Genomic DNA, 22251 nt, shown 5'->3' on the forward strand with positions numbered 1-22251 from the left:
TTGAGGGAGAGGTTCCAATGGAGGGGAACGGTCCCCTTTTCCGAATTGATAGTTATAGATGGGTTGGTTTGTTTGGAAATTGTGTTAAAATTTCTGGCGGAGCCTCTGAGGGCGAACTTAGCGCGTCTTGGGCTTCATAAAATTGGGCGGGTTCTGGGGAAAAGATAGTTGTTTTTGGATGTTCAGCTCTACAAGACCGACGTGCTGAAAAAAGAGGCAGATGCAATACTCTTTTTAGAGTTAGTACTTAAGTGTTATGCAACATTGGCTACTTTTGAAACGATGAGCAATGCACGAAATTGAGGGATTTATGAAATGGAAATTGTGTTGATGGCGGTACTGTTTCTCGTATTTGGTTTTTACACCTCAAGGCGAGAAAGCCGAATGAAAGAAAAGATGTTTGAAATCTACCGAGAACACAGACAAGGCAAGTGGGACCATGAAAGGGATTGGGAGAAGTATCCACCCCCGAAGTGGGTTATTGAAATGTATGCATCTAAAGAGAGTTTCGATAAATAGAATTAGAGGTATCCCTATGAAGACTATCGTCAACATAACCGAGTCCCGAACCTTTGTTAAGTGCAAACATAGAGAAGGTGAAGAATTATCCAAGAGCAGTTCGGTAAAGCCCTCAAGACAAACCCTCTCTTTTCTCGAACACTGAACACCTACGCCCCAGTAGGTAGCTCAACGAAACACTCGAAATCGCACGACCCCTTGTAAAGAAAATCCATTCTGAACAAGCACGCTCGACATTTGTGATTAGCAATATTATCCTTGAACTTTACAAGCATAATAACTCCAACCTTACCATTTACACAAAGCAAACACTGAATATAGGTGATTTGAGGGCAAACTCGATTATGTGATGGGTCAAGGCGATCAAACCCCTCTCCGACAGCGGGGATTCAATCCACCTATTACAGTTGTTAGGGTTGAAAGCGAATACAGTAAGCGTACCGAGTTTGTGACACAACACATCACGTGCTAAACCAGTATCGCGAACGCGCCGACATCACGCGCGGTGCCCTCTTCCGACATATCTGTCGCGGCGACCACATCCAACCGACAAGGCTTCACCCCTACTCAGCACGCCGCATTATTTTGACGTTGGATACGCCTCATTTAGTCCTGGACAGGCTGCTTCAACCTACCCCAGAGTGTTGTTTGTGTCTCCGCAGTCGGAGAAACGGATAAAGTACCTGTTGGCACCCATGTCGGACCCATATCTGTCTCCCGATGGCGTGTCAATCTGCGACGATTATCTACAGCACCATTGACATCTATGTGATAGATGTCAGAATTTCCCTCCCACTTTCCCAGCAAATTGTTCAACAGTGTGGACGAGAAAACCATCGAGTGTCCATCAGGGTGCCAGGCTGGCGACCAATCACCCGCCATATTGCGTGTTACCCGTCTGAGATCACTCCCGTCAATGTTTAGGGTGTAGATGTCATAATTTCCGCCTAAAACTACGGTAAAGGCAATCCGTTTCCCATCCGGAGACCACGCCGGCATCCATCCCGGTTCCGGTTGGTTTTTGAGTCTGCTCTGATTTCCGCCATCCGCATGCATGATATAAATACCAGCCGGGTCCTTGAAAGCACGAAAAGCGATGAATTGACCATCAGGGGACCAAGCCGGGGTGTTGTTCTTCTCATCCCCATGCGTCAACTGTTGGAGATTCGCCCCACTCGGTTCGACTTTGTAGATGTCAAACGTCCCTGCTCTCTCAGAGACAAACGCAATCCATCGTCCGTCTGGAGACCATGCCGGATTAAAGTCACGTGCCGGATGGTTCGTCAACCGGTGGGATACCTTTGTTTTGAGGTTCATCACATAAACGTCCTCATTGCCGTCCCGAGAGGAATTATAAGCCATCCACTGTCCGTCCGGCGAAAACGTAGGGTAAGTCTCATTGGCTAAGTGGTCTGTCAGCTGCTGGAGATTCTTGCCGTTGATATCCATCATGTAGATGTCATAATTTCCATTACGCTTGGAACTAAAAGCAATATACGGCACATCGGACGCGTATACATAAAGATTCGTCGCCAGCAAGAAATACACGAATAGCAGGGTCGTTCCCAATACAATATAGGCAAGTTTTCCTTTCATTTTTATCTCCTCCACGTATGCCAGTCAGAATTGATTTTACCACTTTATCTACTCCGATGTCCTTCATTTAGTCGTGGGCGGTCTGCTTGAGTCTGCCCCAGAGTGTTGTTTGTGTTTCCATAGTTGGCGAGACGGGAAAGAACCCTTTTGGCACCCACGTCGGATGCTTATCCTCCGCCGGATGACGCGTCAGTTGGCCGCCATGTCGCCCAAGCCCACCTTCTATAAGATAAATGTCAGATTTCTCATTCCACACGGAATAGTAAACAATTGATTTTCCATCAGGGCTCCAGACAGGAGCCAAATCATCCGCTGGATGGCGTGTCCTCTGCCTGAGATCGCTCCCGTCTACGTTTACGGTGTAGATATTCCGATCAGGCATTAGTAGAATATCCCGCTTTGCCTCTAAAGTCATATCACTAAAAGCGATCTGTTTTCCATCTGGCGACCATGAGGGCACTTGTCCCCGTCGCGGTTGATTTGGGAGTCGTCTCGGATTTTCGCCATCCGCATCCATGATGTAGATGCCGCTTCTGAAAGAACCGAAAGCGATGAATTGACTATCAGGGGACCAAGCCGCGTTGTAGTTATCCCACCCCTCGTGCGTCAATTGTTGTAGATTCTCGCCGTCTGGTTCGATTTTATAGATGTGATACCTCCCTGTTCTATTGGAGTCAAAAGCGATCCATCGCCCGTCTGGGGACCATGCGGGATTCGCGTCATGTTTTGGGTGATTTGTCAAGCGGTGGGATACCTTCGTACTGAGATTCATCACATAGATTTCGAGATAGCCATCATGCCGAGAGGACACATAAGCCATCCGCTGTCCATCCGGCGAAAACGTGGGCTGAAACTCATGTGTTGGGCTGTTTGTTAAGTTCTGGAGATTCTTTCCTTTTATATCCATGATGTAGATGTCATAATTTCCACTCCGCTTGGAACTGAAAGCAATATACGGAGCATCGGATGCGTAGGCGTATAGGTTTACCGCAAACACAAAGTACACCACAAGCAAGGTCGTTCTGAACATGATATAAGTCAGGTGCCGTTTCATTTTTATTTTTTCCACGTTTGCCAGTCAGAATTGATTTTACCGCTTTATCTACTCCGATGTCCTTCATTTAGTCGTGGGCGGTCTGCTTGAGTCTGCCCCAGAGTGTTGTTTGTGTCTCCGCAGTCGGAGAAACAGATAAAGGACCTATTGGCACCCAGGTCGGACCCATATCTGACTCCGGATGGCGTGTCAATCTGCGGCGATTCCCTATGATGCCATTGATATCTGTTCGATAGATGTCAGAAGTTCTGTCCCACCAGGACGAGAAAACAATCGTGTGTCCATCAGGTGACCAAGCGGGCGACCCCTCACCGTTCCGATGGCGGGTGATCCGTCTGAGATCTGTCCCATCAACGTTTAGGATGCAGATGTCATAGCCTCCGAAAAAAACTGCGCAAAAGGCGATCTGTTTGCCATCCGGAGACCACGCGGGTGTATATGCCTGGTGGGGTTGGTTTTTGAGTCTGCTCTGATTTCCGCCATCCGCATCCATGATATAGATGCCAGCCGGGTCCTTGAAAGAACGAAAAGCGATGAATTGACCATCAGGGGACCAAACCGGGGTGTTATTCTTCTCATCCGCGTCCGTCAACTGTTGGAGATTCGCACCACTCAGTTCGATTTTGTAGATGTCAAGTGTTCCTGCTCTCTCGGAGGCAAACGCGATCCATCGCCCATCCGGAGACCATGCGGGATTAAGGTCACGTGCCGGATGGTTCGTCAGTCGCTTAGATACCTTCGTCTTGAGATCCATCACATAAATGTCCTTATTGCCATCCGGAGAGAAAACGTAAGCCATCTGCTGTCCGTCCGGCGAAAACGTAGGATAAGTCTCATGAGCTAAATGGTCTGTCAGCCGCTGGAGATTATTGCCGTTGATATCCATCATGTAGATATCATAATTTTCATTCCGCCGCTTGGAACTAAAGGCAATATACGGCACATCGGATGCGTATACATAAAGATTCGTCGCCAATAAGAAATACACGAATAGCAGTGTCGTTCCCAATACAATATAGGCAAGTTTTCCTTTCATTTTTATATCCTCCACGTATACCAGTCAGACATAACGAGTTTAGTAATAATAGGGGAAATGGGCGTTGACAGAGTTTGCCGCTGCATCCCAACATCCACAACATAATTAGTCGTGGACAGACTGCTTCAACCTACCCCAGAGTGTTGTCTGTTTCTCCGGACTCGGGGATACAGAGAGAAACCCCTCCGGCACCCATGCAGGAGATAGATTCCTCCCGCCAGCCTTCACAAGCGGTTTTCCACGTCCATTTCCCATCGCATCTATAACATAAATATCAGCATCGCCAAATGATTTTTCATAAACATAGGCAATCCATTTTCCATTAGGCGACCAGACAGGCTGGCGAATCTCAGGAAACCGAACACCATCCTTGTTCCCCAATATAGGGGGACCCTCGGTGAGTTGACGAAAGTTCTTACCATCTATGTCAATCACGTACAAGTGCATGCGATCCTCCCTGGGGACAACCATACTGAAGGCGATCTGTTCGCCATCGGGAGACCAAGCACACTGACTTTGAATTATGCCATCGAGTGCTTGTACCTCTTTATCATTAATTCGTCTTAACCTTCTTCCATCGGCATCCATCACATAGATACCTTTCCTTTCATTACCCCGATGGTAGGAGACAAACGCGATCCGTTGGCTGTCTGGTGACCAAGTGGGTCCCACGTTTGTTCCCTTGTCGGTCAACTGCACCAGATGTGCGCCGTTGATATCCGCTTTGTAGATATCGGTCGTTAGATTGATTTTGACCCCGGGAATAAAGTCAAGATTACCAGAGGCAAATGCAATCCATTTTCCATCAGGAGACCATGCCGGTGTCCACTCTCTCTCGTGGCGGTTTGTGAGTCGCCAATGTTCCCCTGTCCTTATGTCCAAGACATAAATCTTGTAGGTTCCGTCTTGATTTGAGGTATAAGCCAAAAATCGTCCATTCGGCGACCACGTTAAATCTTTCTCATCTGTTGGATGGTTTGTGAGTGGACGGAGATTTTCGCCATTTGTATCCTGCCGATAAACGTTATAGTCTCCTGTTATGTTGGATACATAGGAAATGTATTGAGTACCATAAGTCTGAGCACAGATATTATTTATCAGCAGTGTATGGACTAACACCAATGCGACCCCAAATGCGAAATATACCCGTTTATCTGTCATCGCTGATTTCATAATAAACTCCTCTTGTTCGGCTATGCCTGAACTCCTATTCCCGTTTCACCTTTCCCCATAGTGTCGTCAGCAGCTCCGGTTGCGGTGAAACTGGCAACCCATACGAAGGATCAAACCAATCGCCCCCAAAATTTCCGAATCTTGGCATCCCAACATGTGTCAATTGCGTCTGGACACCGGTGTTTATATCAAGTTTGAAGATCTGGTGCCGTTCGTTAACTACCTTTGTATAAAGGACTTCATCTCCATTTGGTGATAGTTCCGGATACTGTGCCATAGGACCGGCTTCATCAATAAGTTGTTGGAGACCGGTGCCATCTCGATTGATTAGGTAGATCGTCTGCGTATCACGCCAATCGTCAGGAAGACGTCCACCCGGCAAGAGCGGCGGTAACGGCTTGTTATTCCAAGCAAATGTAAGTTTGTCACCGGATGCCGACCAAGATGAAGCACGTTGATGTGCATTTGCTTTCTTGGGTAGAAGTAATTTTTGTTCTTGTGTGCGCACATTGACAAGTGTAAGTCGACTACGTATTTGGCAAACAATTTCCGTTCCATCTGGCGACCATGCTGGACCAGTACCCGGTACAAATTGTTCTTTATCTTGTTCGCCAAGCGTCGCAATGTAGGTATGAAATGTGCGAGTGTCAAAGTTTATTTGATCGTAGGCGATCTGTTTTCCGTCAGGGGACCATGTCGGACTTCTTCTCATCTCTTTTGTCTTGGATCTGAAAACGCGTTGGACATTGGAACCATCTGGATCCATCAGATAGAGGTCTCGCTTCCCGCCGCGATCGGAGATAAAAAGAATCTTCTCGCCAGTCGGGGACCAAGCGGCATCCAGGTCCTGCGCGCGGTGCTGTGTTAGGTTCACCTGTTCTGAGCCATCCGGGTTCATGATGTAGACTTCGTAATTACCATCTCGTGCGGAGGTAAACAGGATTTTTGGGGTCGTCGGTGCTTTCGCGAAAACCGGAAGGACATCTACATTCAGAATTAACAAAGTGAATAAGAAAAGCACTAATAATCTCATCATTCTCATAAGACTTCCCTCCTAAGACCATCCTGCAATTTGAATAATAACTTCTAAATCAGCATCCGCTTCAAATATGTAAAGCTGATGTAAAGTTCTTGGAAAATCAAACACTTTTTTCAGCCAACCTTTTCGTTGTTTGTTCGTGCCTTTAACATTAAAGACACAATACATGTAGACAAAGGGTGCATAATTTGCAAAAATATGCCCCTCAATTATATTAAACATGCCCGCGCCCAGTTCGCTGAACGCAGCGCAATCGCACGCTTCAAAATCTTCTATCAAATTCACGTTAAGTACGAATCTCTTCTTCGGTTTCCCCCGCCTTCCGAGCTGCACCCTTAAACACAGTGTAAAGATACCAGAAAGCAGGCACCAACAGCACCCCCCCGGCAATCAGCACAATCAACAGCGGACGTAGCACCGTATCCGGTGCAGCTGTATTTGAAAAGGTTAAGTCTGGTGTGACAAGATACGGATACTGCGCCAGCCCCCAACCGAAAACGATGAGTGTAACCTGTATCGGAACGAGGATACGTGCAAGGTGAAATTGACGGTTCCAAATCGTCCAGATTGCCCACAACGCCACCGCACCCGTCAAGATGTGAAACGGGATTGACCAGACCGCGCTACCGAGTCCTCGTCGAATTGTAGGCGCACCTTCAGCCGATAATATAAAACTCAATCCCGCCATCACGCCGACACTCACTGCCGAGAGAAGCGCACGTCGCCGAAAATCCTCCCGCAACTCAGTGTCCTCGGTTTCAAGCGTGAGATACACTGCCGCGAGCAACGCACACAACGTCAAAGTAAAGAACCCGATTGCAAACGGAAACGGCGCGAACCACGCTGAGATAAAATCGGTCTCCACTTGTCCATTCTCCACATCAACGTGAATCGTGCCAGATGCGACAGCCCCCAACGTAACTCCTAACATCACAGGCGTAATAGCACTCGCAATCGCAAACAACCGGCTCCAACGTCGGTGTATTGTATCCGATTGGACATCATAAGTACGAAATACAAACGCCGTGCCGCGAAGCACAATACCGATAAGCATCAATGTCAGTGGAACATGCAAAGCCGTACTGATCGCCGCGAAGGCGACAGGAAACGCTACGAAAAGCAGAACGACAATCACAATCAACCAGACGTGATTTGCTTCCCAGATCGGGGCAATCGCGTGTGCGATAAGTGAACGCTGCGCTTTCGCACGACGACCCGTCGCGAAGAGATCCCAAATGCCGCCGCCAAAATCAGCACCACCCGTTAGCATATAAATAATCAGGGAAATAAGCATCACACATGCAATGCAGAATTCAAGGGTCAGCATAAGACTCTCGCTACCTCTTAGCAATTTTCAATGTTAGATGTTATCTCTTAAAGCAGCCTGAAGGCATGGAAGATTGGAAGAATGGATAGCAAAAGTAGTCCTTCCACTCTTCCAATCTTCCCTCTTTTCCATGGCTCCTTACAAGTCGGGACTCTGGAAGATCTGACGACGTAACAGGATAACAACAATAATTGAGAGGAAAATATAAAGCACCGTAAAACTGGCAAACGGAACGACGAGGTTCGGCATTGAGGTTACCGCCTCAGCAGTGCGCATGTAGTTATAGATAATCCACGGTTGCCTCCCGACTTCCGTGACCGTCCAACCCGCCTCAATCGCAATAAACCCAAGCGGAGCACAGAACGTGACAAAGCGCAGGTACCAGCGTTGGTCTGGCAGGCTTTTGTGCTTCCACGCGAGCCAACCACCGAGAACACCAGCGACAATCAATACGATCCCACACGCCACCATAATTTGAAATGCGAAATGCACAATTGCCACAGGTGGACGGTCTTCCCGCGGCACTGCCTTAAGCCCCATAATCTCAGCGTTGAAGTCAGAATGCGCAAGAAAACTAAGAGCCTTCGGAATCTCAAGCGCGTATCGGGTCTCCTCAGTGTCCTCGTTAGGAATACCACCGATGCGTAAAGGCGCGCCGCGCTCCGTCTCCCACTGCGCCTCCATCGCTGCGAGTTTAATGGGTTGGTGCTTCGCGAGCTTCTTGGCACTAATGTCGCCTGAAATCGGTTGGAGAAGCGCGAATACACCACCAACACTCAAGGCAATCGCGAACGCCCGGCGATGGAAAAGGTTGTTCGGATCGCGTCGCAGAAAATAGGCGTGGATGCCCGCCACTGCAAACCCGACTGTCAGAAAAGCAGCGATGGTCATGTGAAGTGCTTGGCTAAACGACGAAGGATTTAACATCGCCGCAATCGGATCAACGTCTGTCACTTCGCCATTAACAATAGAGAACCCGGTAGGCGTGTTCATCCAGGCATTCGCGGTGACAACGAAAATACCGGACAAGGTACCGCCGAGCAGCACCATCACACCAGCAAACCAATGTGCATATTTTGGAATGCGGTCCCAGCCGTAGAGGTAAAGCCCCAAGAAAATCGCCTCAAGGAAGAACGCAAACCCTTCCAATGAAAACGGCATGCCGATGATCGGACCGGCGTAAGCCATGAAATTGGGCCACAACAAACCGAGTTCAAAAGACAAGACAGTGCCAGAAACCGCCCCAACAGCGAACATAATCGCAGTGCCTTTTGCCCACCGCTTCGCAAGCGTCAGGTAAATCTCCTCTCGCGTTTTGAGCCATAGTCCCTCTGCGATCACCATCAGCAGCGGCATCGCTATACCGATCACCGCAAAAATAATGTGAAATGCAAGTGACATCGCCATCTGTGCGCGTGCTGCCAATAAATCTGACATGAGAGTAACCTCCTTCATGCGCCAGCTGCACATCAGTGAGCGTCACAGGCACCCACCCTATTTGCTAACGACAAAGACACATCACGCAACCCACGGTTCAAGACCAAGGAGTTTCTTTCCTAAAGGTGTCAATTCCGCTGTTTCACCCTGGTAATGCTCCTTTTCTTTCGCCTCTTTCCCGAGACCAGTTAACCGTTCGCGCCATCCTTTAACACGGCTTTCGTTTGTATCCTTACCATCATTTGGTGCTGGTGACATCGTGATGTATTGTGCCATCCGAGGACGCACAGCAGAGTTCGGACTACTGCCGTGTGGCAATGCACTATGCCAGATAACCAGATCCCCCGCTTTTCCTGCAACGGGTACCGCCTCTGCCTGGTAGTCTCGCACAACTTCCCGCGGGTTCGCATCATCAGGTAAGTCCCCCAACCATTTTTCCAACTTCCGATGGAAGCCCGGAATACAAGTGAACGCGCCCTGATTCCCCGGGGTATCCGCCAGATATAAAACACCTTGCACCTTCAAACGTACCGGCATATTATCTAACGACATATCCCAATGTAAATAAGGACCGGTAAACTTCCAGTCTGGACGTTCCGGCGGATTCATGCTCGCACGATCAAAACTAACCCAAAGTTTCTCGTTCTCCCAAATCTCTGAAAACGCCTGATGGATGCGAGGGTATTGGCGGTTATTCCACAACGCCTGATGCTGATAAATCTCCACCATGATGCTCTTGCGCGGTGGCTCAGGATACCAACTGTCCGGGTCGTCGCGGTCCATCTCAAGAAAATCCCAGACGGCTTGTTCCGCGGCGCGGCAATTCTCAAGTGGTACCGCCTCCGGCACAACGACGTAACCGTTCTCTTCCCAAAAATCCAAGGCTTCTGCGTCAAAAACTGGCATGAGTCTCTCCTTATTAATCAGTTCAGTTTCGAGTTACCCTACGAACAGAGAAATGTTTTAACTGCTCAAAGATTACTGTCGTGTTAAGAATACCACAAAAAATTGAGAGAATCAAACTTTAATGTCCGAAAAATTTTCTTGCAATCAATTCAGCCTTGTGCTAAAGTACGGATACTTCAACCGGCGAAATTTAGCGAACACTGAGACGAAGGAGAGCCACAATGCTCAAAGCAGGATTTATCGGCGCAGGAGGACGCAGCCAAGGCGCGCACTACCCAAGCGTAAATCGTTTGGAAGATGATGTCGAAATGCTCGGTGCCTGTGAACTGGATGAGGAGAAACTCGCACAAGTTGCCCAGAAATATGAGTTCCCAAACACCTTCACAGATCACCGGAAGATGCTCGACACACTGGACTTAGATGTCGTCTATTGTGTCATGAACGAGAAGTGGATTTTGCAACCCGCCTTGGATTGCCTCAACGCTGGCAAGCATCTATTTATTGAGAAACCTCCGGGTGCGAACAGCGACGAAACACAACAATTACTTGAGGCAGCGGTGGCAAACGATGTCTACTGCATGGTAGGGTTTCAGCGTAGATATGCTGCTGTTACACGTGAAGCCATGCGGCGCGTCGCAGAGAAGGGACCCGTTACATTAGCCGTCACCACCTTTAACAAACAGATGTTGGGCGGAAATCGGGAATTTACGACAACCCTTTGGAACGATGTTTGCCATGTTGTCGATCTACTCCGCTATATGGCAGGTGGTGAACCCGTAGAAGTCACCGCGCATCGCGACACTTTTGGTGCCGAACAACGCAACTTTTACACCGCCTTTGTCCGCTTTGATAACAACGTCACAGGTGTACTTTTTGGGAGTCGCGCATCGGGTGGACGTGTCCTACGTTCCGAATTGCACGGGGTTGGTATCGGTTGTTATATGAAAATTCCCGAAGAAATCGAAATTCACGAAGATAACAATAGAAGCGTTATGGGAGGTTGGGAAGTTGATCAAGTGGACCAGCGTGACAGCCCCAGTTATGAGGGTGTACTAACGATGCACCGTCACTTTGCCGACTGCGTCCGCAACCGAGAAGTCCCGCTCACAGACCTCCGTGATGTTATTAACTCCATCCACCTGGTTGATCAGATAGAAGGCCCTCTACCAGATTAACCCATTCGCTTATGTGGACAAACATCACAAATTGGAGACTTAATCCATGCTTGACGAACGACATCTACAACATCAGATTACTGACGAACAGCACCAAAAGCTGAACGAGGACGGATATTTCATCGTTGAAAACGCGCTCCCATTAGATCTCGTTGAACGTCTTGAAACACGGGTAGATCGCATCTACCAAGACCATCTCGACGCTGGCTATGATCCACATACCAAAAATCAGATGACTGAGCACAGCAATTTTTTCTACCCGAACTTCCTCGGCACTGATCAAATTTTCGTGAATATCCTGGACTGGCATAAAACATTCCCGAAGGTCTGGGGCATTCTGGGATGGAACATCTATTCCTACCACAGCCATTTCATCATCACACCACCTCGTCCTGATGAGGTTCGTGGCAAACCTGCCCCACTCGGATGGCATCAGGACAGTGGACGTGTCAACACGGAAATTGAAAGTTCACCGCGCCCACGTCTCTCAATAAAAGTCGTCTATTGGCTCTCTGATTGTTCCGAAACGGGACGCGGGAATTTCTATGTGGTTCCGGGAAGCCATCTCTCGGACAAACTTGAGAAACCGGTAGACGGTTCGCTCCCCGAAGGCGCAACGCCAGTCTGCTGTAAACCCGGTGATGCCGTTTTCTTTGACCGACGTATATGGCACGCCCGTAGTGAAAACGATTCGGACATCACTCGCAAGGGACTCTTCTACGGATACGGCTACCGATGGCTACGGAGCAAAGACAACATGACGATTCCACGAGAGATGTTTGAACGGAACGATCCGATCCGACAGCAGCTACTCGGTGGCGGAACCAATGCAAACGGGCATTTTTCACCCAAGGACGCAGACGTTCCATTGAAGGTGTGGCTTGAGGAACAGGGTATCCTCTCAAACTGATAGGACACCTATCACAACGTGACATTAATACAAGCACAAAACGGTGCCCTACTGAACAGAAATTCATTTGACACCCACAACAAAATAGCGTATAATTTCAGTAACAACATATTTAACGGAGGCATGACGCGATGTTTCAAACATGGCTTAATGCGAGCGTTTGGGCTGTTATCCTCATAACCGCTATTTTGATTCCAACAGCTTCAGGAGAGAAAGCAGTGAAAACGCCAGATACGCTAAAAGTGGGCATGATCGCCCCCGATTTTACATTGAAAGATGAAGAAGGCGTTGAGCGAAGTCTCAGCGACTATTTAGGCAAAAAGAATATCGTCCTCGCCTTTTATCCAAAAGATTTTACCGGCGGCTGAACGGCTGAACTTTGCTCGCTCCGGGATAGTTTGAGCGAGATAGAAGCAACCGACAGTGTCCTTTTCGGGGTCAGTGTTGACGATGTTGATTCACATAAGCGGTTTAGGGAAGAAGAGAAATTTGGATTTTCACTCTTAGCCGATACCGAATTTGAGGTGAGTCATCAGTACAGCGGCATCATCGAAAACTTCAACGCCTCAAAACGAACAACCTTTATCATTGATAAAGCCGGATACATCCGTGCCATTGATAGAGAAGTCAACGTCAAAACGCACGGTGAAGATGTGACCGCACTGCTCAAGGAAGTCCTACCGAAGGTAGAAGTTGGACAATCCGCACCAGATTTCATCGCAACTGATGGAACCGGTAAAACGCACCAACTCAGCGAATTACATCAGAAGAAAAATGTCGTATTAGCGTTCTATCCACGCGATTTCGGGCGTGGCTGAACGGCTCAAGTTTGCTCGCTCCGTGATGAGTCGAGTAGTTTTGAAAAATACGATGCACAGGTCTTTGGGATTACCTCAAACGACGCAGACTCACATCAGAAATTTTCGGCAGAAAATCAGTTGAACTTCCCGCTTTTGGTGGACACTGGACGCAACCTCGCGCTCCTCTACGGCGCTACGAATGCACCAGACGGCAAGATTCAGCGATTAGCCGTTGTCATTGACAAAACTGGGAAAATCTTGGAAATCGACAAAAACGTTAACGCCGGCACGCACGGCACCGACTTAGTCAATTTCTTCAAAACTTTGGAAACGTCAAATTAATTGATGACGCGTAGCAATTCATTGACAATCCCGGCATGCATCGCATGGTGCACCTCTGTTTTATTCAGCCCATTTTTGGTGCCAATTGTAACAGCTGCTGGGGTCGTCCAAAAACATGCGGACCCCCAAAACGCACTCCGCTGGTTAGCGATTGTCGTCTTGTTTGTTACCGTGCTGCCTGTCCTGTCAATAGCAGTGATGGTCCGGTGTGCTAAAGTCAGTGACTTTCATCTGCAGAACAGGGAAGAACGACTACTACCTTTATGCTGTACGCTTATCAGCATGATTGCAGGTACCGTTCTACTCCATCAGCTGGGTGCAGCACGCGAAATCGTCTGGGCGGGAGTCGCATACATTACAAATAGCGTTATCTTCTCCGCAATTACCCCGATGTGGAAAATCAGCTTTCACAGCAGTGTCGCCACGGGGTGCATTACTGTTCTCGTCATGCTCGTTAACCCACAATTCGGATGGCTATTTCTGCTGATTCCCTTAATCGCTTGGGCGCGGATCTACCGAAAACGGCACACGCTTCTCCAAACCGTTGTCGGCGCGCTACTTGCTATTGGCAACACGGTACTTGTTCTGGAGATGGCAAAACTTGGAAGCCAAAGTTGAATCGCAGAAAGGATTGGATGTGCGCTTCAGTCTCAAGTTATCGTGGGTGTTTGAGCGGAGGTAGGTTATCCCAATCGCATTCTAAGCAGAAAATACCTTCTCTGCCGAGCTGGCGCACACGCCCACCACATTCAGGACATTTAATTACCGAAGCAGAGTTAGTCTCTTCGGCACTCGGTGGAAACATGAGCAGCTGTTCTATTGGCACAGCCTGTTCCCGTTCCCCTACGAGTTCTAATTGCACACTTTCAATTATATCGCTGGTATTAAGTTTATACGGCGGTGGTGAATTTTGGGTGAGATTAATAAATTCGCTACGGTAAACCCGAATTGTGTCTTCTTCCCGTGCCTGTCGTACAAAAAGCGTATATTTATCAGGTGCGACCAAATAAGCTGCAGTATCTAAAATGTATCTGCGCGGTTTGATGGCTATCTCATACCCTCCGTAGTACAGCACAGAAGGGCTGGCATCGGGTTGGATCTGACAAATTTCAAAGAGTTCGTGAGAACGCGACACCGAGAGAATCAACGCATATTGTTGACAAGAATACTCAGAGAGACGCTCAAACGGCAAAAAAGCCTCCGGTTCCGCGTTATCTTCAAGGAAACCAATAAACGCTGTATAAGCATTCTCGGTAGCTTCTTGCAAAATTAACTGGCTTAACCGCCGTGGCTGCGACGCACGCGCCGGACCAGCACGCTCAATTTCTCGCGAGTACAACTCCGATCGCACATCGACATCAATAGGCTGATTTTCAGCATTGATACGATGCAGACGTTCAACAGGTTGGTCGGCGATCTTCAGAACAAAGGGTAACATAGCAACGTATTTAAACTCCTCAAACGAAGGATGTAACAAGTTTAGCACAGACTTCAGGTTTTGTCCAATCAAAATATACAAGTAGCGTAGATTTAAGTTTCATCTTTTTCATTTTTATGCTATATTAATTGAATCAGAAACAGAAAGGATACAGATTATGTCAGGACACTCTAAATGGTCAACAATTAAACATAAAAAAGCAGCAAATGACTCCAGACGCGGTAAACTCTTCTCAAAGTTGGTGAAAGAGATTACCGCAGCAGCGCGTATTGGCGGCGGCGATGTAGATATGAACCCACGACTACGAACCGCAATTGCGACAGCAAAATCAAGCAATGTTCCCAACGATAACATTGAGAAAGCGGTACTTCGCGGCACTGGTGAACTCGAAGGTGAAACTTATGAAGAAATCCTTTACGAAGGTTATGGACCCGGTGGTGTCGCAGTGATGATAGAAGCCCTAACCGACAACCGTAACCGGACTATCGCTGAGGTTCGACACGTTTTCAGCAAACACGAAGGGAGAATCGGTGAGCGGGGATGCGTCGCGTGGGGCTTTGACAAGTGTGGATTGATCGTCGTTACATCAGAGAGCATCGATGAAGAAGAACTCTTCATGACCGCAGCTGAAGCGGGGGCTGAAGATGTAACTGCCTCCGAGACAGGCATAGAAATCATTACCCCCTTTGAAATGTTCGACAGCGTTCTAACGGCAATTCAGGAAACATCCGCTGAAATCCAACTCGCTGAAATTAGCATGATTCCCCAAAGCACAGTGAAACTCGAAGGAAAAGAAGCAGAACGGATGCTACGTCTCATGGATGCTCTTGACGAACTCGACGATGTACAGAAAGTCTATGCCAATTTCGATATTCCCGATAACCTTTTAGAAGCCGCAGCTTAACGACCGCATCCAACTCGCGACTATTTGAGTATCAGTCGTAGGGGCAAGTTCTGATCATAACGCTCAAGGTGTTTGGTAAAATTCTTCACAGCATCAAAAACTTAGTGCGTAATGTAGTGGAGGACGGCTCTATGGGAAGGGACATCAAATGCAAAAATCACCTCACCCAACCGAAAGGAACACTAAAAAAATAATTCTTGGCATTGACCCGGGCATCGCAAATACTGGATACGGGGTGGTTGAATCTCACGCGAACCAACTTACCCCGCGCGACTTTGGAAACATCAGGACAAGCCCGGAAACAGCGTCAGAGGTGCGACTAAAACAAATTTACGATGCCGTAACCCATCTGATTGCAAAGTTCGCCGTTGAGAATATAGTACTTGAGGATATTTTCTTCAGCAAAAACGTAAGCAGCGCATTCGCCGTAGGTGAAGTCAAAGGGATCGTCAAACTTGCAGCCGCGAATGCGGACTGTCCCATTGCCTTGTATACACCAACGCAGGTCAAACAAGCGATTGTCGGTTACGGGAGAGCCACGAAATCTCAGATGCAAAAGATGGCACAGGCACTCCTTCAACTCAAGGAACCGCCTCGTCCCGATCACGCAGCAGATGCCCTCGCGCTCGCACTTTGTCATGCCCGTTCTTATAAAGTTCTTGAACTCCAAAAAAAGTATACACAGTAGCGCAGCGGATCTCTGTTTAAAGGAACGTTAGGATGATCTCTTATATCAAAGGCATTATCGTCCACAAAGAGACAAAACAGGTTATTGTAGATGTAAACGGCATCGGATATGCCATTGATGTACCACCGAGAGTTATAACGGATTTACCACCCATAGGCGATACCGTTACCTTCTATACATACTACAACCAAACTCGAGAAAATAAAATTACCCTCTACGGGTTCACCTCCAGAGATGCCTTGAGAGTTTTTGAATTGGCACTTACCGTTACCGGTGTCGGGCCCGCACTTGCACAAAACATCGTTGCGAGACTTTCCCCCACACAATTCCAGCGCGCCGTTCAGCGTGGAGATGCAACCACCCTCATGCGTGTCCCACGGTTAACAAAAGACATCGCCCAAGTCATCATCACTAAACTGAAAAAGAATATTATGAAAATGCAACTCGAAGGTGAGGCTGAACTCGGAGAGACGGGATCCCTAAATGTAGAAGTGATTAAAATGCTCGTCAATCTCGGCGCATCGGAACTCGAAGCCGAACAAGCCGTTGAAAAGGCACAGAAAGTACTTGGTGATTCTGCACAGCGAGAAAATTTAGTTGCGCAGGCACTCCGCTATATCCGAAATTAGTTTGAAAAAGTTTTCAGTTAATAGTTGTCAGTTTGCCTCGCAGTGAGAGTAATAAGAGATGTCGTGGCGGCCACAAGTGCTCTCTTAACTGATGACTTGTAACTATTACTAAAGTTTGGACAATGTTGTAAAGTTATGCTGCCTTGTCCAAAGGCAGGTGTGTATCCTCTTGAACACTCACCTTAATATCCTGCGAGTTTGTTTTTTCATTGAACTTAGCGAAAAATGACGACACCGCTATTTGCGATCGAAGATAAGCCACCCGCAAGCCTTGTGTGAGTTTTCTCGGACGATACCAATGAATGCCGAGATGTTGACAGACGTTCTGAACACTGATAGTTTTCTGTGTAGCATTCGGCAGTGTGAATATCAACTTCGTTAGACTCGCAGCGACAAAACTTAGCTGCACAAATCGATTGATACTTTTTCGAGATTTCAGCCGATAGGCATCAAATCCGAAGTGCTGTTTGACATCTCGAAAAGCTGTTTCTATGAGCCACCTCTTGCGATAGTATGTCGCAATCTGAGGTATCTCAAGCGTCAAATCTGTTGTAAAGACGCAGAAATACCGATACGGTTTTGATGCCTTCGGACGCTTACGAATAATGACGAGTCGAACATTCGCATCACACATCTTCGTCCGGACGACCTTTGAGGCAATCGAATACCTTTGACCGTCTATATCTGTGTCCTTATATCGGAGTCGGCGAATATCGAGACGGTCGCCATATTTTCTCGGTCGCCCGCGTTGACGGCGTTTCGTCGGTTTCGGTAAACGATAGAACACGGCATTAGATTTCGCACGACATAAGATATGATGTCCGAAACTCAATGCCATTGTAAAAACTTTTCGCCGTGCGAAGCCACGGTCAAAGATGATAAGTCCCGGAGGTATCTTTGAACAGATACGTTTCAACACCGCCTGACTTTTATCGCGAATCGACTGGGGCAGAATGAGTTTCACCCAGACGGGGAATAGATGCCACTGTGTCGCTGTCTGGCAAAGTAGACCTAACGCCCCAAACTCGTGTCCGTAATGAAACTTCGATTGATTCACGCGACGCTTTTGATAACTGAAGTTGCGGAAAAAATGCAATCCCCATTGTGCTATGCCTGTCTTCAGTGCCTTGGTCTCATCATAGACATAAACCCAATCGGTAAAATAGTGTTGGATGCGTCTGATGAGAACGCCAGCGACGGCATCGGCGTTCCATTTCCCCCGGGAAAGAAACTTCGGAAATGACCAATACTGCGTCTCTGACCCACTACATTGATAAAGGTCTGTCAGTGTCCCATTGCCTCTATTGGCGATGAAGCCAAAGATAAAGGCTTGAAAAAGAGCAAAGTTTTGTTGATTGAATAAATGACGAAAATCCGATAGAATACTTTCTAAGCAGAGAAGGAGGTTCATTTTTACGTTCCTTTCAAAACAAGCGTATGTTTATGAAAGGATACCTCTTTTTCTGCTTTCGCGCATCTTAATTTTTAAAATTGTCCAAACTATAGTAACTATTATAGGACGAAACAAAATGGACCACCACGAAATACCAGATTTCTCTGAGATGCAACATGAAGATGATGACTTTGGCTATAGCCTTCGTCCGGAGACACTGAGCGAATTTATCGGACAGGAACAAGCCAAAGAACAACTCCGCATTCACATTGAAGCTGCCAAAAAGCGTGGCGATGCACTGGAACACGTTCTACTCGTCAGTCCACCCGGGCTTGGGAAGACGACGCTTGCAAAAATTATCTCCAATGAAATTCAGAGTAACTTTAAACAAGCCATCGGGCCCGTCATGGAACGCCTTGACCTCGCCTCAACCTTGACAAATCTTGAGCGGACCGACATTCTCTTTATTGATGAAATCCACCAGATGAAAGGGCATGTGCAAGAATCGCTCTACCCTGCGATGGAAGACTATAAACTCGACTTAACGCTTGGTCAAGGACCCACATCAGATGTTGTCCAACTTCAACTCAAACCCTTTACGCTTGTCGGCGCGACGACACGTGAAGGATTGCTTGCCGGTCCCTTTCGAGATCGATTCGGTATCCGCATCCACCTCGACTATTACGAAGCAGAAGACATTCAACAAGCAATTCGTATTAATAGCGCGAAACTCAGCATTGATATCGATGAAGCCGCAGAATACGCATTAGCCTGCCGTTCTCGCGGCACGATGCGAATCGCAAATAAATTACTCGCCAACGTCAGAGACTATGCCCAAGTCAAAGGCAGCGGCACACTCTCACTTGAAATCGCAGAGGAAGCACTCGAATTCTTTCGCATTGATGAACGCGGACTAAATACACAAGATTATGCCTACTTTCAGACGCTTATTGAAAAATTCAAAGGACGCGCAGGGCTTAAAGCACTCGCTGTCGCCCTCAGTGAAGATGAACGCACTATCGCTGAGGTTTACGAACCTTACTATATCAAAGAGGGGTTTTTGATGCTAACACCGGGCGGACGTGTCGCTACAGATGCTGCTTATGCCTACTTTGACTATCCTGTAGGCACACAAACATCGCTGTTCCATTAGTTGTACATTTTGCTGACAAGGTTTCAAACCCCATCTACAGTTATGAAACTCACAGATTTCGATTACGATCTACCGCCCGACCGGATCGCGCAAAGTCCACTTCAACAGCGTGATGCATCACGACTTTTGGTAGTTGATCGCGATACCTGTGATTTTCATCACACTCAGTTTTCGCAGATTGCGGAATACCTACCGGACAATGCCCTGTTAGTCCTGAACGACACTAAGGTAATTCCGGCACGGTTAATCGGTAACAAAAGCAGAACCGGGGGAAAGATAGAACTCCTTCTTATTCGTGAAAAAGAGGCGGATATTTGGGAGGTACTCGCCAAACCGCGGCGGAACCTTCAAATCGGGACACAGATTGTATTCCGCAACGGAGTCTTGACAGCAGAAGTACTGGCAAAGCCAGAGAGTGGATACTGCATCGTCCGCTTCAACTACAGCGGTACGTTTTCAACCATTCTCGCCGATGTCGGCAATATGCCCTTGCCACCCTATATTCGTCGTCCACCGAATGCCGAAGATAAAGTGCGTTATCAGTCGGTTTACGCAACAACTGAAGGCGCAATCGCAGCCCCTACAGCAGGATTGCACTTCACACAAGAATTGCTGGAGGAATTGAAAGATAACGGGGTAGAAACAGCAACCCTAACATTGCATGTTGGACCCGGGACCTTCCAACCGGTGAAAGTGGAAGACATTCAGAACCACAAGATGCACGCTGAATATATTCACCTCACTGAAACAGAAGCGAACCGAATTCGCAGAGCACGCGAGGGAAGCACGAAAATTGTCGCCATCGGGACGACAGTGGTACGCTCTTTAGAAACGGCAGGGGCAACAGGGACTGTCCACCCTTATAGTGGCGATAGCGAACTTTTTATTTATCCGGGGTACCAATTTAACGTCGTAGATGCCTTGGTCACAAACTTTCATCTACCCAAATCAACCTTACTCATGCTCGTGAGTGCCTTCGCTGGACGAGACCTAATTCAGAAGGCATATCAAGAAGCACTTCAACACAACTATCGTTTTTATAGTTATGGCGATGCCATGCTGATCATTTAAAAAACAGAAGGAGAGATTTTATGGAAGCACTAACAGGTTTACTTGTTCCTTTTATCGCTATGGGTGCTATCATGTATTTTTTGCTATTTAGGCCCGAACAAGCCAAACGCAAAAGACATCAGACGATGCTGGAAAACCTGACCAAAGGCGATGAAATTGTAACAAATGGTGGGTTACACGGCAAAATCCTTGGACTCAGTAACGATAAGGACATTATTCTTATCGCCGTTGGAGAGTTGAACAACCAAGAGGTAAAAGTTCAAATCTCACGGAGTTCCGTTGCCTTTCTCAAAAAAGGAGGCGAACTTATCGAAGGCGAGTAGGTCCCAAACAAGACTCACGAATAATCGGGCTGCATCCACAACTGGTAGCCAACGCCTTCAGATGTTAGCGACACGATGTTATGCTGTTCTGGAGCTGCTAACACATCGTTGTTATACAACCGCACGCGTACCGTTTCCTCGCTATACGGTGAACTTGCGAACCGCTCATTTTCGGTACGCGTGATCTCAAAGACAGCACTCCCCGCCCCATCAAGAAACCTCTGGAAACAGATCGCCTCTTCCGGCGTAGGCATCCTGCGTGCATCACCTATCCCATCTGATGAAGAATTTTCCCAAATCCTGAGATGCGTCTCACTTTCATTTATTGACTCCCCAGCATCCAAAATAGCCGCTGCGGATTCTGAGTGAGATGGCACTTTGCACACCGCAATCTCAACACCGATTTCGCCTGCGAGAACCTCATAAGTTGTGTGATGTGGGATATAGCCTATACACGCCTCTCCATTGAAGACATCCGAACGTTCACCCAAAGCACCGTTTGCCTTGTTGCCGTTATGTCCCACCAATAAAGTACAGTGTCCACCTAACGCGATTAAAGCGACTTCGGTGTCATCAGAATGGTCAAAAAAGGTTGCTTCGGGAGTGAGATTAAGAATTCCGAAATGGAGTTTTGTGATGGCCATTTCGCCGGGTTTCACAATTTCGGTGTAGCCATCGGTAGGTGTGTAATTCTTAGATGCCGACATTGGATTGAAAATTCGATAGGTGTTCGACAAGACTCGCTAACGGAAGCCCAACGACATTAAAATAGCACCCCTCAATGCGTCGAACGAAAGCAGCACCCCGGCCTTGGATTCCGTAGGCACCTGCCTTATCTGACGCTTCCCCGCTCGCAATATAGGTGGTTATTTCGGCCCTGGATAACTCTCGGAAATAAACCTGCGTTGTCTCCGACCAGACACTGTTCCGCCCCGTTGCTGCGTCAATTAACGTCACGCCCGTCACAACCTCGTGGGAGTTACCACTAAGGTGTGTTAACATCGTTAGGGCATCCGCATCATCAGACGGTTTGCCGAGAAGTTCTCCATCCAGCGATACCAGCGTATCCGCCCCAATAATCACACCATCGTTGTGATCCTGAGCGACAGCCTTCGCCTTAATCAAAGCAAGTTCGCGCGTTATCTCACTCGCGGACTTGTTTGAATACATGCTAAGCGGGGGTTCCACAACATCGCTCGGACAGACCTCAAATGTTAGCCCGATCTGCGATAATAGAGAGGCACGTCGGGGAGACGCAGAGGCTAAAATCAGACGCGGGACTTTTAAAGTAGACGCGCGCGTTTGCATGTTATTTTAGGCTATACCACCGTGCATCCC

The 22251-nt window shown here is 47.8% G+C and carries 24 protein-coding genes and 1 pseudogene; 12 read left to right on the forward strand and 13 right to left on the reverse strand.

Features of this window, described 5'->3' with window-relative positions; translation table 11 throughout:
• Nucleotides 1–384: 384 nt before the first annotated feature.
• Complete coding sequence (locus OXH39_11135; GenBank protein MCY3551002.1) at nucleotides 385–519, forward strand: hypothetical protein; 135 nt, start codon at nucleotides 385–387, stop codon at nucleotides 517–519.
• A 606-nt stretch (nucleotides 520–1125) separates the two neighbouring features.
• On the opposite strand, the gene OXH39_11140 is transcribed toward OXH39_11135, so the two are convergent.
• The 9 genes from OXH39_11140 to OXH39_11180 all read right to left on the reverse strand — a co-directional run bounded on the left by OXH39_11140 (nucleotide 1126) and on the right by OXH39_11180 (nucleotide 10087).
• The gene (locus tag OXH39_11140) at nucleotides 1126–2115 is read right to left on the reverse strand and encodes a DPP IV N-terminal domain-containing protein (GenBank protein ID MCY3551003.1); all 990 of its coding nucleotides are present in this window, start codon (nucleotides 2113–2115) and stop codon (nucleotides 1126–1128) included.
• A 67-nt stretch (nucleotides 2116–2182) separates the two neighbouring features.
• Nucleotides 2183–3169, reverse strand: coding sequence for a hypothetical protein (locus tag OXH39_11145; GenBank protein MCY3551004.1), 987 nt, complete (start codon nucleotides 3167–3169; stop codon nucleotides 2183–2185).
• 67 nt (nucleotides 3170–3236) lie between these two features.
• A complete protein-coding gene (locus OXH39_11150) occupies nucleotides 3237–4205 on the reverse strand; it encodes a DPP IV N-terminal domain-containing protein (protein MCY3551005.1) in 969 nt (322 codons plus the stop codon).
• A 105-nt stretch (nucleotides 4206–4310) separates the two neighbouring features.
• Nucleotides 4311–5378, reverse strand: coding sequence for a DPP IV N-terminal domain-containing protein (locus OXH39_11155; GenBank protein MCY3551006.1), 1068 nt, complete (start codon nucleotides 5376–5378; stop codon nucleotides 4311–4313).
• A 34-nt stretch (nucleotides 5379–5412) separates the two neighbouring features.
• Nucleotides 5413–6414, reverse strand: a complete 1002-nt coding sequence (locus tag OXH39_11160) for a hypothetical protein (protein ID MCY3551007.1) — start codon at nucleotides 6412–6414, stop codon at nucleotides 5413–5415.
• Nucleotides 6415–6432: 18 nt separating this feature from the next.
• Complete coding sequence (locus OXH39_11165) at nucleotides 6433–6702, reverse strand: hypothetical protein (GenBank protein ID MCY3551008.1); 270 nt, start codon at nucleotides 6700–6702, stop codon at nucleotides 6433–6435.
• 1 nt (nucleotide 6703) lies between these two features.
• The gene (locus OXH39_11170) at nucleotides 6704–7744 is read right to left on the reverse strand and encodes a cytochrome d ubiquinol oxidase subunit II (GenBank protein ID MCY3551009.1); all 1041 of its coding nucleotides are present in this window, start codon (nucleotides 7742–7744) and stop codon (nucleotides 6704–6706) included.
• 138 nt (nucleotides 7745–7882) lie between these two features.
• The gene (locus OXH39_11175) at nucleotides 7883–9181 is read right to left on the reverse strand and encodes a cytochrome ubiquinol oxidase subunit I (GenBank protein MCY3551010.1); all 1299 of its coding nucleotides are present in this window, start codon (nucleotides 9179–9181) and stop codon (nucleotides 7883–7885) included.
• Between the two features lie 81 nt (nucleotides 9182–9262).
• Complete coding sequence (locus OXH39_11180; protein ID MCY3551011.1) at nucleotides 9263–10087, reverse strand: phytanoyl-CoA dioxygenase family protein; 825 nt, start codon at nucleotides 10085–10087, stop codon at nucleotides 9263–9265.
• Between the two features lie 221 nt (nucleotides 10088–10308).
• On the opposite strand from OXH39_11180, the gene OXH39_11185 reads away from it, so the two are divergent.
• The 5 genes and pseudogenes from OXH39_11185 to OXH39_11205 all read left to right on the forward strand — a co-directional run bounded on the left by OXH39_11185 (nucleotide 10309) and on the right by OXH39_11205 (nucleotide 13932).
• Nucleotides 10309–11262 carry a Gfo/Idh/MocA family oxidoreductase gene (locus OXH39_11185; GenBank protein ID MCY3551012.1) on the forward strand — a complete coding sequence of 318 codons (954 nt, stop codon included), beginning with the start codon at nucleotides 10309–10311 and terminating at the stop codon, nucleotides 11260–11262.
• A gap of 46 nt (nucleotides 11263–11308) precedes the next feature.
• Nucleotides 11309–12172: a phytanoyl-CoA dioxygenase family protein gene (locus tag OXH39_11190; GenBank protein ID MCY3551013.1), complete on the forward strand. Its 864-nt coding sequence runs from the start codon at nucleotides 11309–11311 to the stop codon at nucleotides 12170–12172.
• A 248-nt stretch (nucleotides 12173–12420) separates the two neighbouring features.
• Nucleotides 12421–12774: pseudogene (locus OXH39_11195) on the forward strand (peroxiredoxin).
• Between the two features lie 51 nt (nucleotides 12775–12825).
• The gene (locus tag OXH39_11200) at nucleotides 12826–13314 is read left to right on the forward strand and encodes a peroxiredoxin (GenBank protein ID MCY3551014.1); all 489 of its coding nucleotides are present in this window, start codon (nucleotides 12826–12828) and stop codon (nucleotides 13312–13314) included.
• 3 nt (nucleotides 13315–13317) lie between these two features.
• On the forward strand, nucleotides 13318–13932 hold the full coding sequence (locus OXH39_11205) for a phosphatase PAP2 family protein (protein MCY3551015.1): 615 nt from the start codon (nucleotides 13318–13320) through the stop codon (nucleotides 13930–13932).
• 37 nt (nucleotides 13933–13969) lie between these two features.
• On the opposite strand, the gene OXH39_11210 is transcribed toward OXH39_11205, so the two are convergent.
• Complete coding sequence (locus OXH39_11210) at nucleotides 13970–14752, reverse strand: hypothetical protein (protein ID MCY3551016.1); 783 nt, start codon at nucleotides 14750–14752, stop codon at nucleotides 13970–13972.
• 157 nt (nucleotides 14753–14909) lie between these two features.
• On the opposite strand from OXH39_11210, the gene OXH39_11215 reads away from it, so the two are divergent.
• From OXH39_11215 to OXH39_11225, 3 genes are all read left to right on the forward strand, one after another.
• Nucleotides 14910–15656, forward strand: a complete 747-nt coding sequence (locus tag OXH39_11215; GenBank protein ID MCY3551017.1) for a YebC/PmpR family DNA-binding transcriptional regulator — start codon at nucleotides 14910–14912, stop codon at nucleotides 15654–15656.
• Nucleotides 15657–15804: 148 nt separating this feature from the next.
• A complete protein-coding gene (gene ruvC, locus OXH39_11220) occupies nucleotides 15805–16344 on the forward strand; it encodes a crossover junction endodeoxyribonuclease RuvC (protein ID MCY3551018.1) in 540 nt (179 codons plus the stop codon).
• Nucleotides 16345–16376: 32 nt separating this feature from the next.
• On the forward strand, nucleotides 16377–16973 hold the full coding sequence (locus OXH39_11225; GenBank protein ID MCY3551019.1) for a Holliday junction ATP-dependent DNA helicase RuvA: 597 nt from the start codon (nucleotides 16377–16379) through the stop codon (nucleotides 16971–16973).
• A gap of 133 nt (nucleotides 16974–17106) precedes the next feature.
• Here OXH39_11225 and OXH39_11230 read toward each other — a convergent pair whose 3' ends face one another.
• Complete coding sequence (locus OXH39_11230; protein ID MCY3551020.1) at nucleotides 17107–18384, reverse strand: transposase; 1278 nt, start codon at nucleotides 18382–18384, stop codon at nucleotides 17107–17109.
• Between the two features lie 118 nt (nucleotides 18385–18502).
• Here OXH39_11230 and ruvB point away from each other — a divergent pair, with 118 nt between their 5' ends.
• From ruvB to yajC, 3 genes are read left to right on the forward strand one after another with little or no spacing between them, the layout of a single operon-like run.
• Nucleotides 18503–19519 carry a Holliday junction branch migration DNA helicase RuvB gene (gene ruvB / locus OXH39_11235; protein ID MCY3551021.1) on the forward strand — a complete coding sequence of 339 codons (1017 nt, stop codon included), beginning with the start codon at nucleotides 18503–18505 and terminating at the stop codon, nucleotides 19517–19519.
• A 42-nt stretch (nucleotides 19520–19561) separates the two neighbouring features.
• On the forward strand, nucleotides 19562–20590 hold the full coding sequence (queA, locus tag OXH39_11240; protein ID MCY3551022.1) for a tRNA preQ1(34) S-adenosylmethionine ribosyltransferase-isomerase QueA: 1029 nt from the start codon (nucleotides 19562–19564) through the stop codon (nucleotides 20588–20590).
• Between the two features lie 20 nt (nucleotides 20591–20610).
• Nucleotides 20611–20913, forward strand: coding sequence for a preprotein translocase subunit YajC (yajC, locus tag OXH39_11245; protein ID MCY3551023.1), 303 nt, complete (start codon nucleotides 20611–20613; stop codon nucleotides 20911–20913).
• Between the two features lie 14 nt (nucleotides 20914–20927).
• Here the strand turns inward: yajC and OXH39_11250 are convergent, their stop codons facing one another.
• Nucleotides 20928–21620: a 5-deoxy-glucuronate isomerase gene (locus tag OXH39_11250; protein MCY3551024.1), complete on the reverse strand. Its 693-nt coding sequence runs from the start codon at nucleotides 21618–21620 to the stop codon at nucleotides 20928–20930.
• Nucleotides 21607–22221 carry a Maf family protein gene (locus OXH39_11255; protein MCY3551025.1) on the reverse strand — a complete coding sequence of 205 codons (615 nt, stop codon included), beginning with the start codon at nucleotides 22219–22221 and terminating at the stop codon, nucleotides 21607–21609. Before OXH39_11255 ends, OXH39_11250 begins: the two co-directional genes overlap by 14 nt.
• Between the last annotated feature and the right edge of the window lie 30 nt (nucleotides 22222–22251).

This window comes from Candidatus Poribacteria bacterium (assembly GCA_026702755.1).
Taxonomy (GTDB): domain Bacteria; phylum Poribacteria; class WGA-4E; order WGA-4E; family WGA-3G; genus WGA-3G.

Excerpts from the sequence above, each read along its gene's own strand:
- OXH39_11215 (MCY3551017.1), top strand. The coding sequence starts at position 14,910 with ATGTCAGGACACTCTAAATGGTCAACAATTAAACATAAAAAAGCAGCA.
- OXH39_11150 (MCY3551005.1), bottom strand. The coding sequence starts at position 4,205 with ATGAAAGGAAAACTTGCCTATATTGTATTGGGAACGACACTGCTATTC.
- OXH39_11210 (MCY3551016.1), bottom strand. The coding sequence starts at position 14,752 with ATGTTACCCTTTGTTCTGAAGATCGCCGACCAACCTGTTGAACGTCTG.
- OXH39_11155 (MCY3551006.1), bottom strand. The coding sequence starts at position 5,378 with ATGAAATCAGCGATGACAGATAAACGGGTATATTTCGCATTTGGGGTC.
- OXH39_11140 (MCY3551003.1), bottom strand. The coding sequence starts at position 2,115 with ATGAAAGGAAAACTTGCCTATATTGTATTGGGAACGACCCTGCTATTC.
- OXH39_11225 (MCY3551019.1), top strand. The coding sequence starts at position 16,377 with ATGATCTCTTATATCAAAGGCATTATCGTCCACAAAGAGACAAAACAG.
- OXH39_11145 (MCY3551004.1), bottom strand. The coding sequence starts at position 3,169 with ATGAAACGGCACCTGACTTATATCATGTTCAGAACGACCTTGCTTGTG.
- ruvC (MCY3551018.1), top strand. The coding sequence starts at position 15,805 with ATGCAAAAATCACCTCACCCAACCGAAAGGAACACTAAAAAAATAATT.
- OXH39_11175 (MCY3551010.1), bottom strand. The coding sequence starts at position 9,181 with ATGTCAGATTTATTGGCAGCACGCGCACAGATGGCGATGTCACTTGCA.
- OXH39_11170 (MCY3551009.1), bottom strand. The coding sequence starts at position 7,744 with ATGCTGACCCTTGAATTCTGCATTGCATGTGTGATGCTTATTTCCCTG.
- yajC (MCY3551023.1), top strand. The coding sequence starts at position 20,611 with ATGGAAGCACTAACAGGTTTACTTGTTCCTTTTATCGCTATGGGTGCT.
- OXH39_11185 (MCY3551012.1), top strand. The coding sequence starts at position 10,309 with ATGCTCAAAGCAGGATTTATCGGCGCAGGAGGACGCAGCCAAGGCGCG.
- ruvB (MCY3551021.1), top strand. The coding sequence starts at position 18,503 with ATGGACCACCACGAAATACCAGATTTCTCTGAGATGCAACATGAAGAT.
- OXH39_11205 (MCY3551015.1), top strand. The coding sequence starts at position 13,318 with ATGACGCGTAGCAATTCATTGACAATCCCGGCATGCATCGCATGGTGC.
- OXH39_11230 (MCY3551020.1), bottom strand. The coding sequence starts at position 18,384 with ATGAACCTCCTTCTCTGCTTAGAAAGTATTCTATCGGATTTTCGTCAT.
- OXH39_11190 (MCY3551013.1), top strand. The coding sequence starts at position 11,309 with ATGCTTGACGAACGACATCTACAACATCAGATTACTGACGAACAGCAC.
- OXH39_11250 (MCY3551024.1), bottom strand. The coding sequence starts at position 21,620 with ATGTCGGCATCTAAGAATTACACACCTACCGATGGCTACACCGAAATT.
- OXH39_11255 (MCY3551025.1), bottom strand. The coding sequence starts at position 22,221 with ATGCAAACGCGCGCGTCTACTTTAAAAGTCCCGCGTCTGATTTTAGCC.
- OXH39_11160 (MCY3551007.1), bottom strand. The coding sequence starts at position 6,414 with ATGATGAGATTATTAGTGCTTTTCTTATTCACTTTGTTAATTCTGAAT.
- queA (MCY3551022.1), top strand. The coding sequence starts at position 19,562 with ATGAAACTCACAGATTTCGATTACGATCTACCGCCCGACCGGATCGCG.
- OXH39_11135 (MCY3551002.1), top strand. The coding sequence starts at position 385 with ATGAAAGAAAAGATGTTTGAAATCTACCGAGAACACAGACAAGGCAAG.
- OXH39_11180 (MCY3551011.1), bottom strand. The coding sequence starts at position 10,087 with ATGCCAGTTTTTGACGCAGAAGCCTTGGATTTTTGGGAAGAGAACGGT.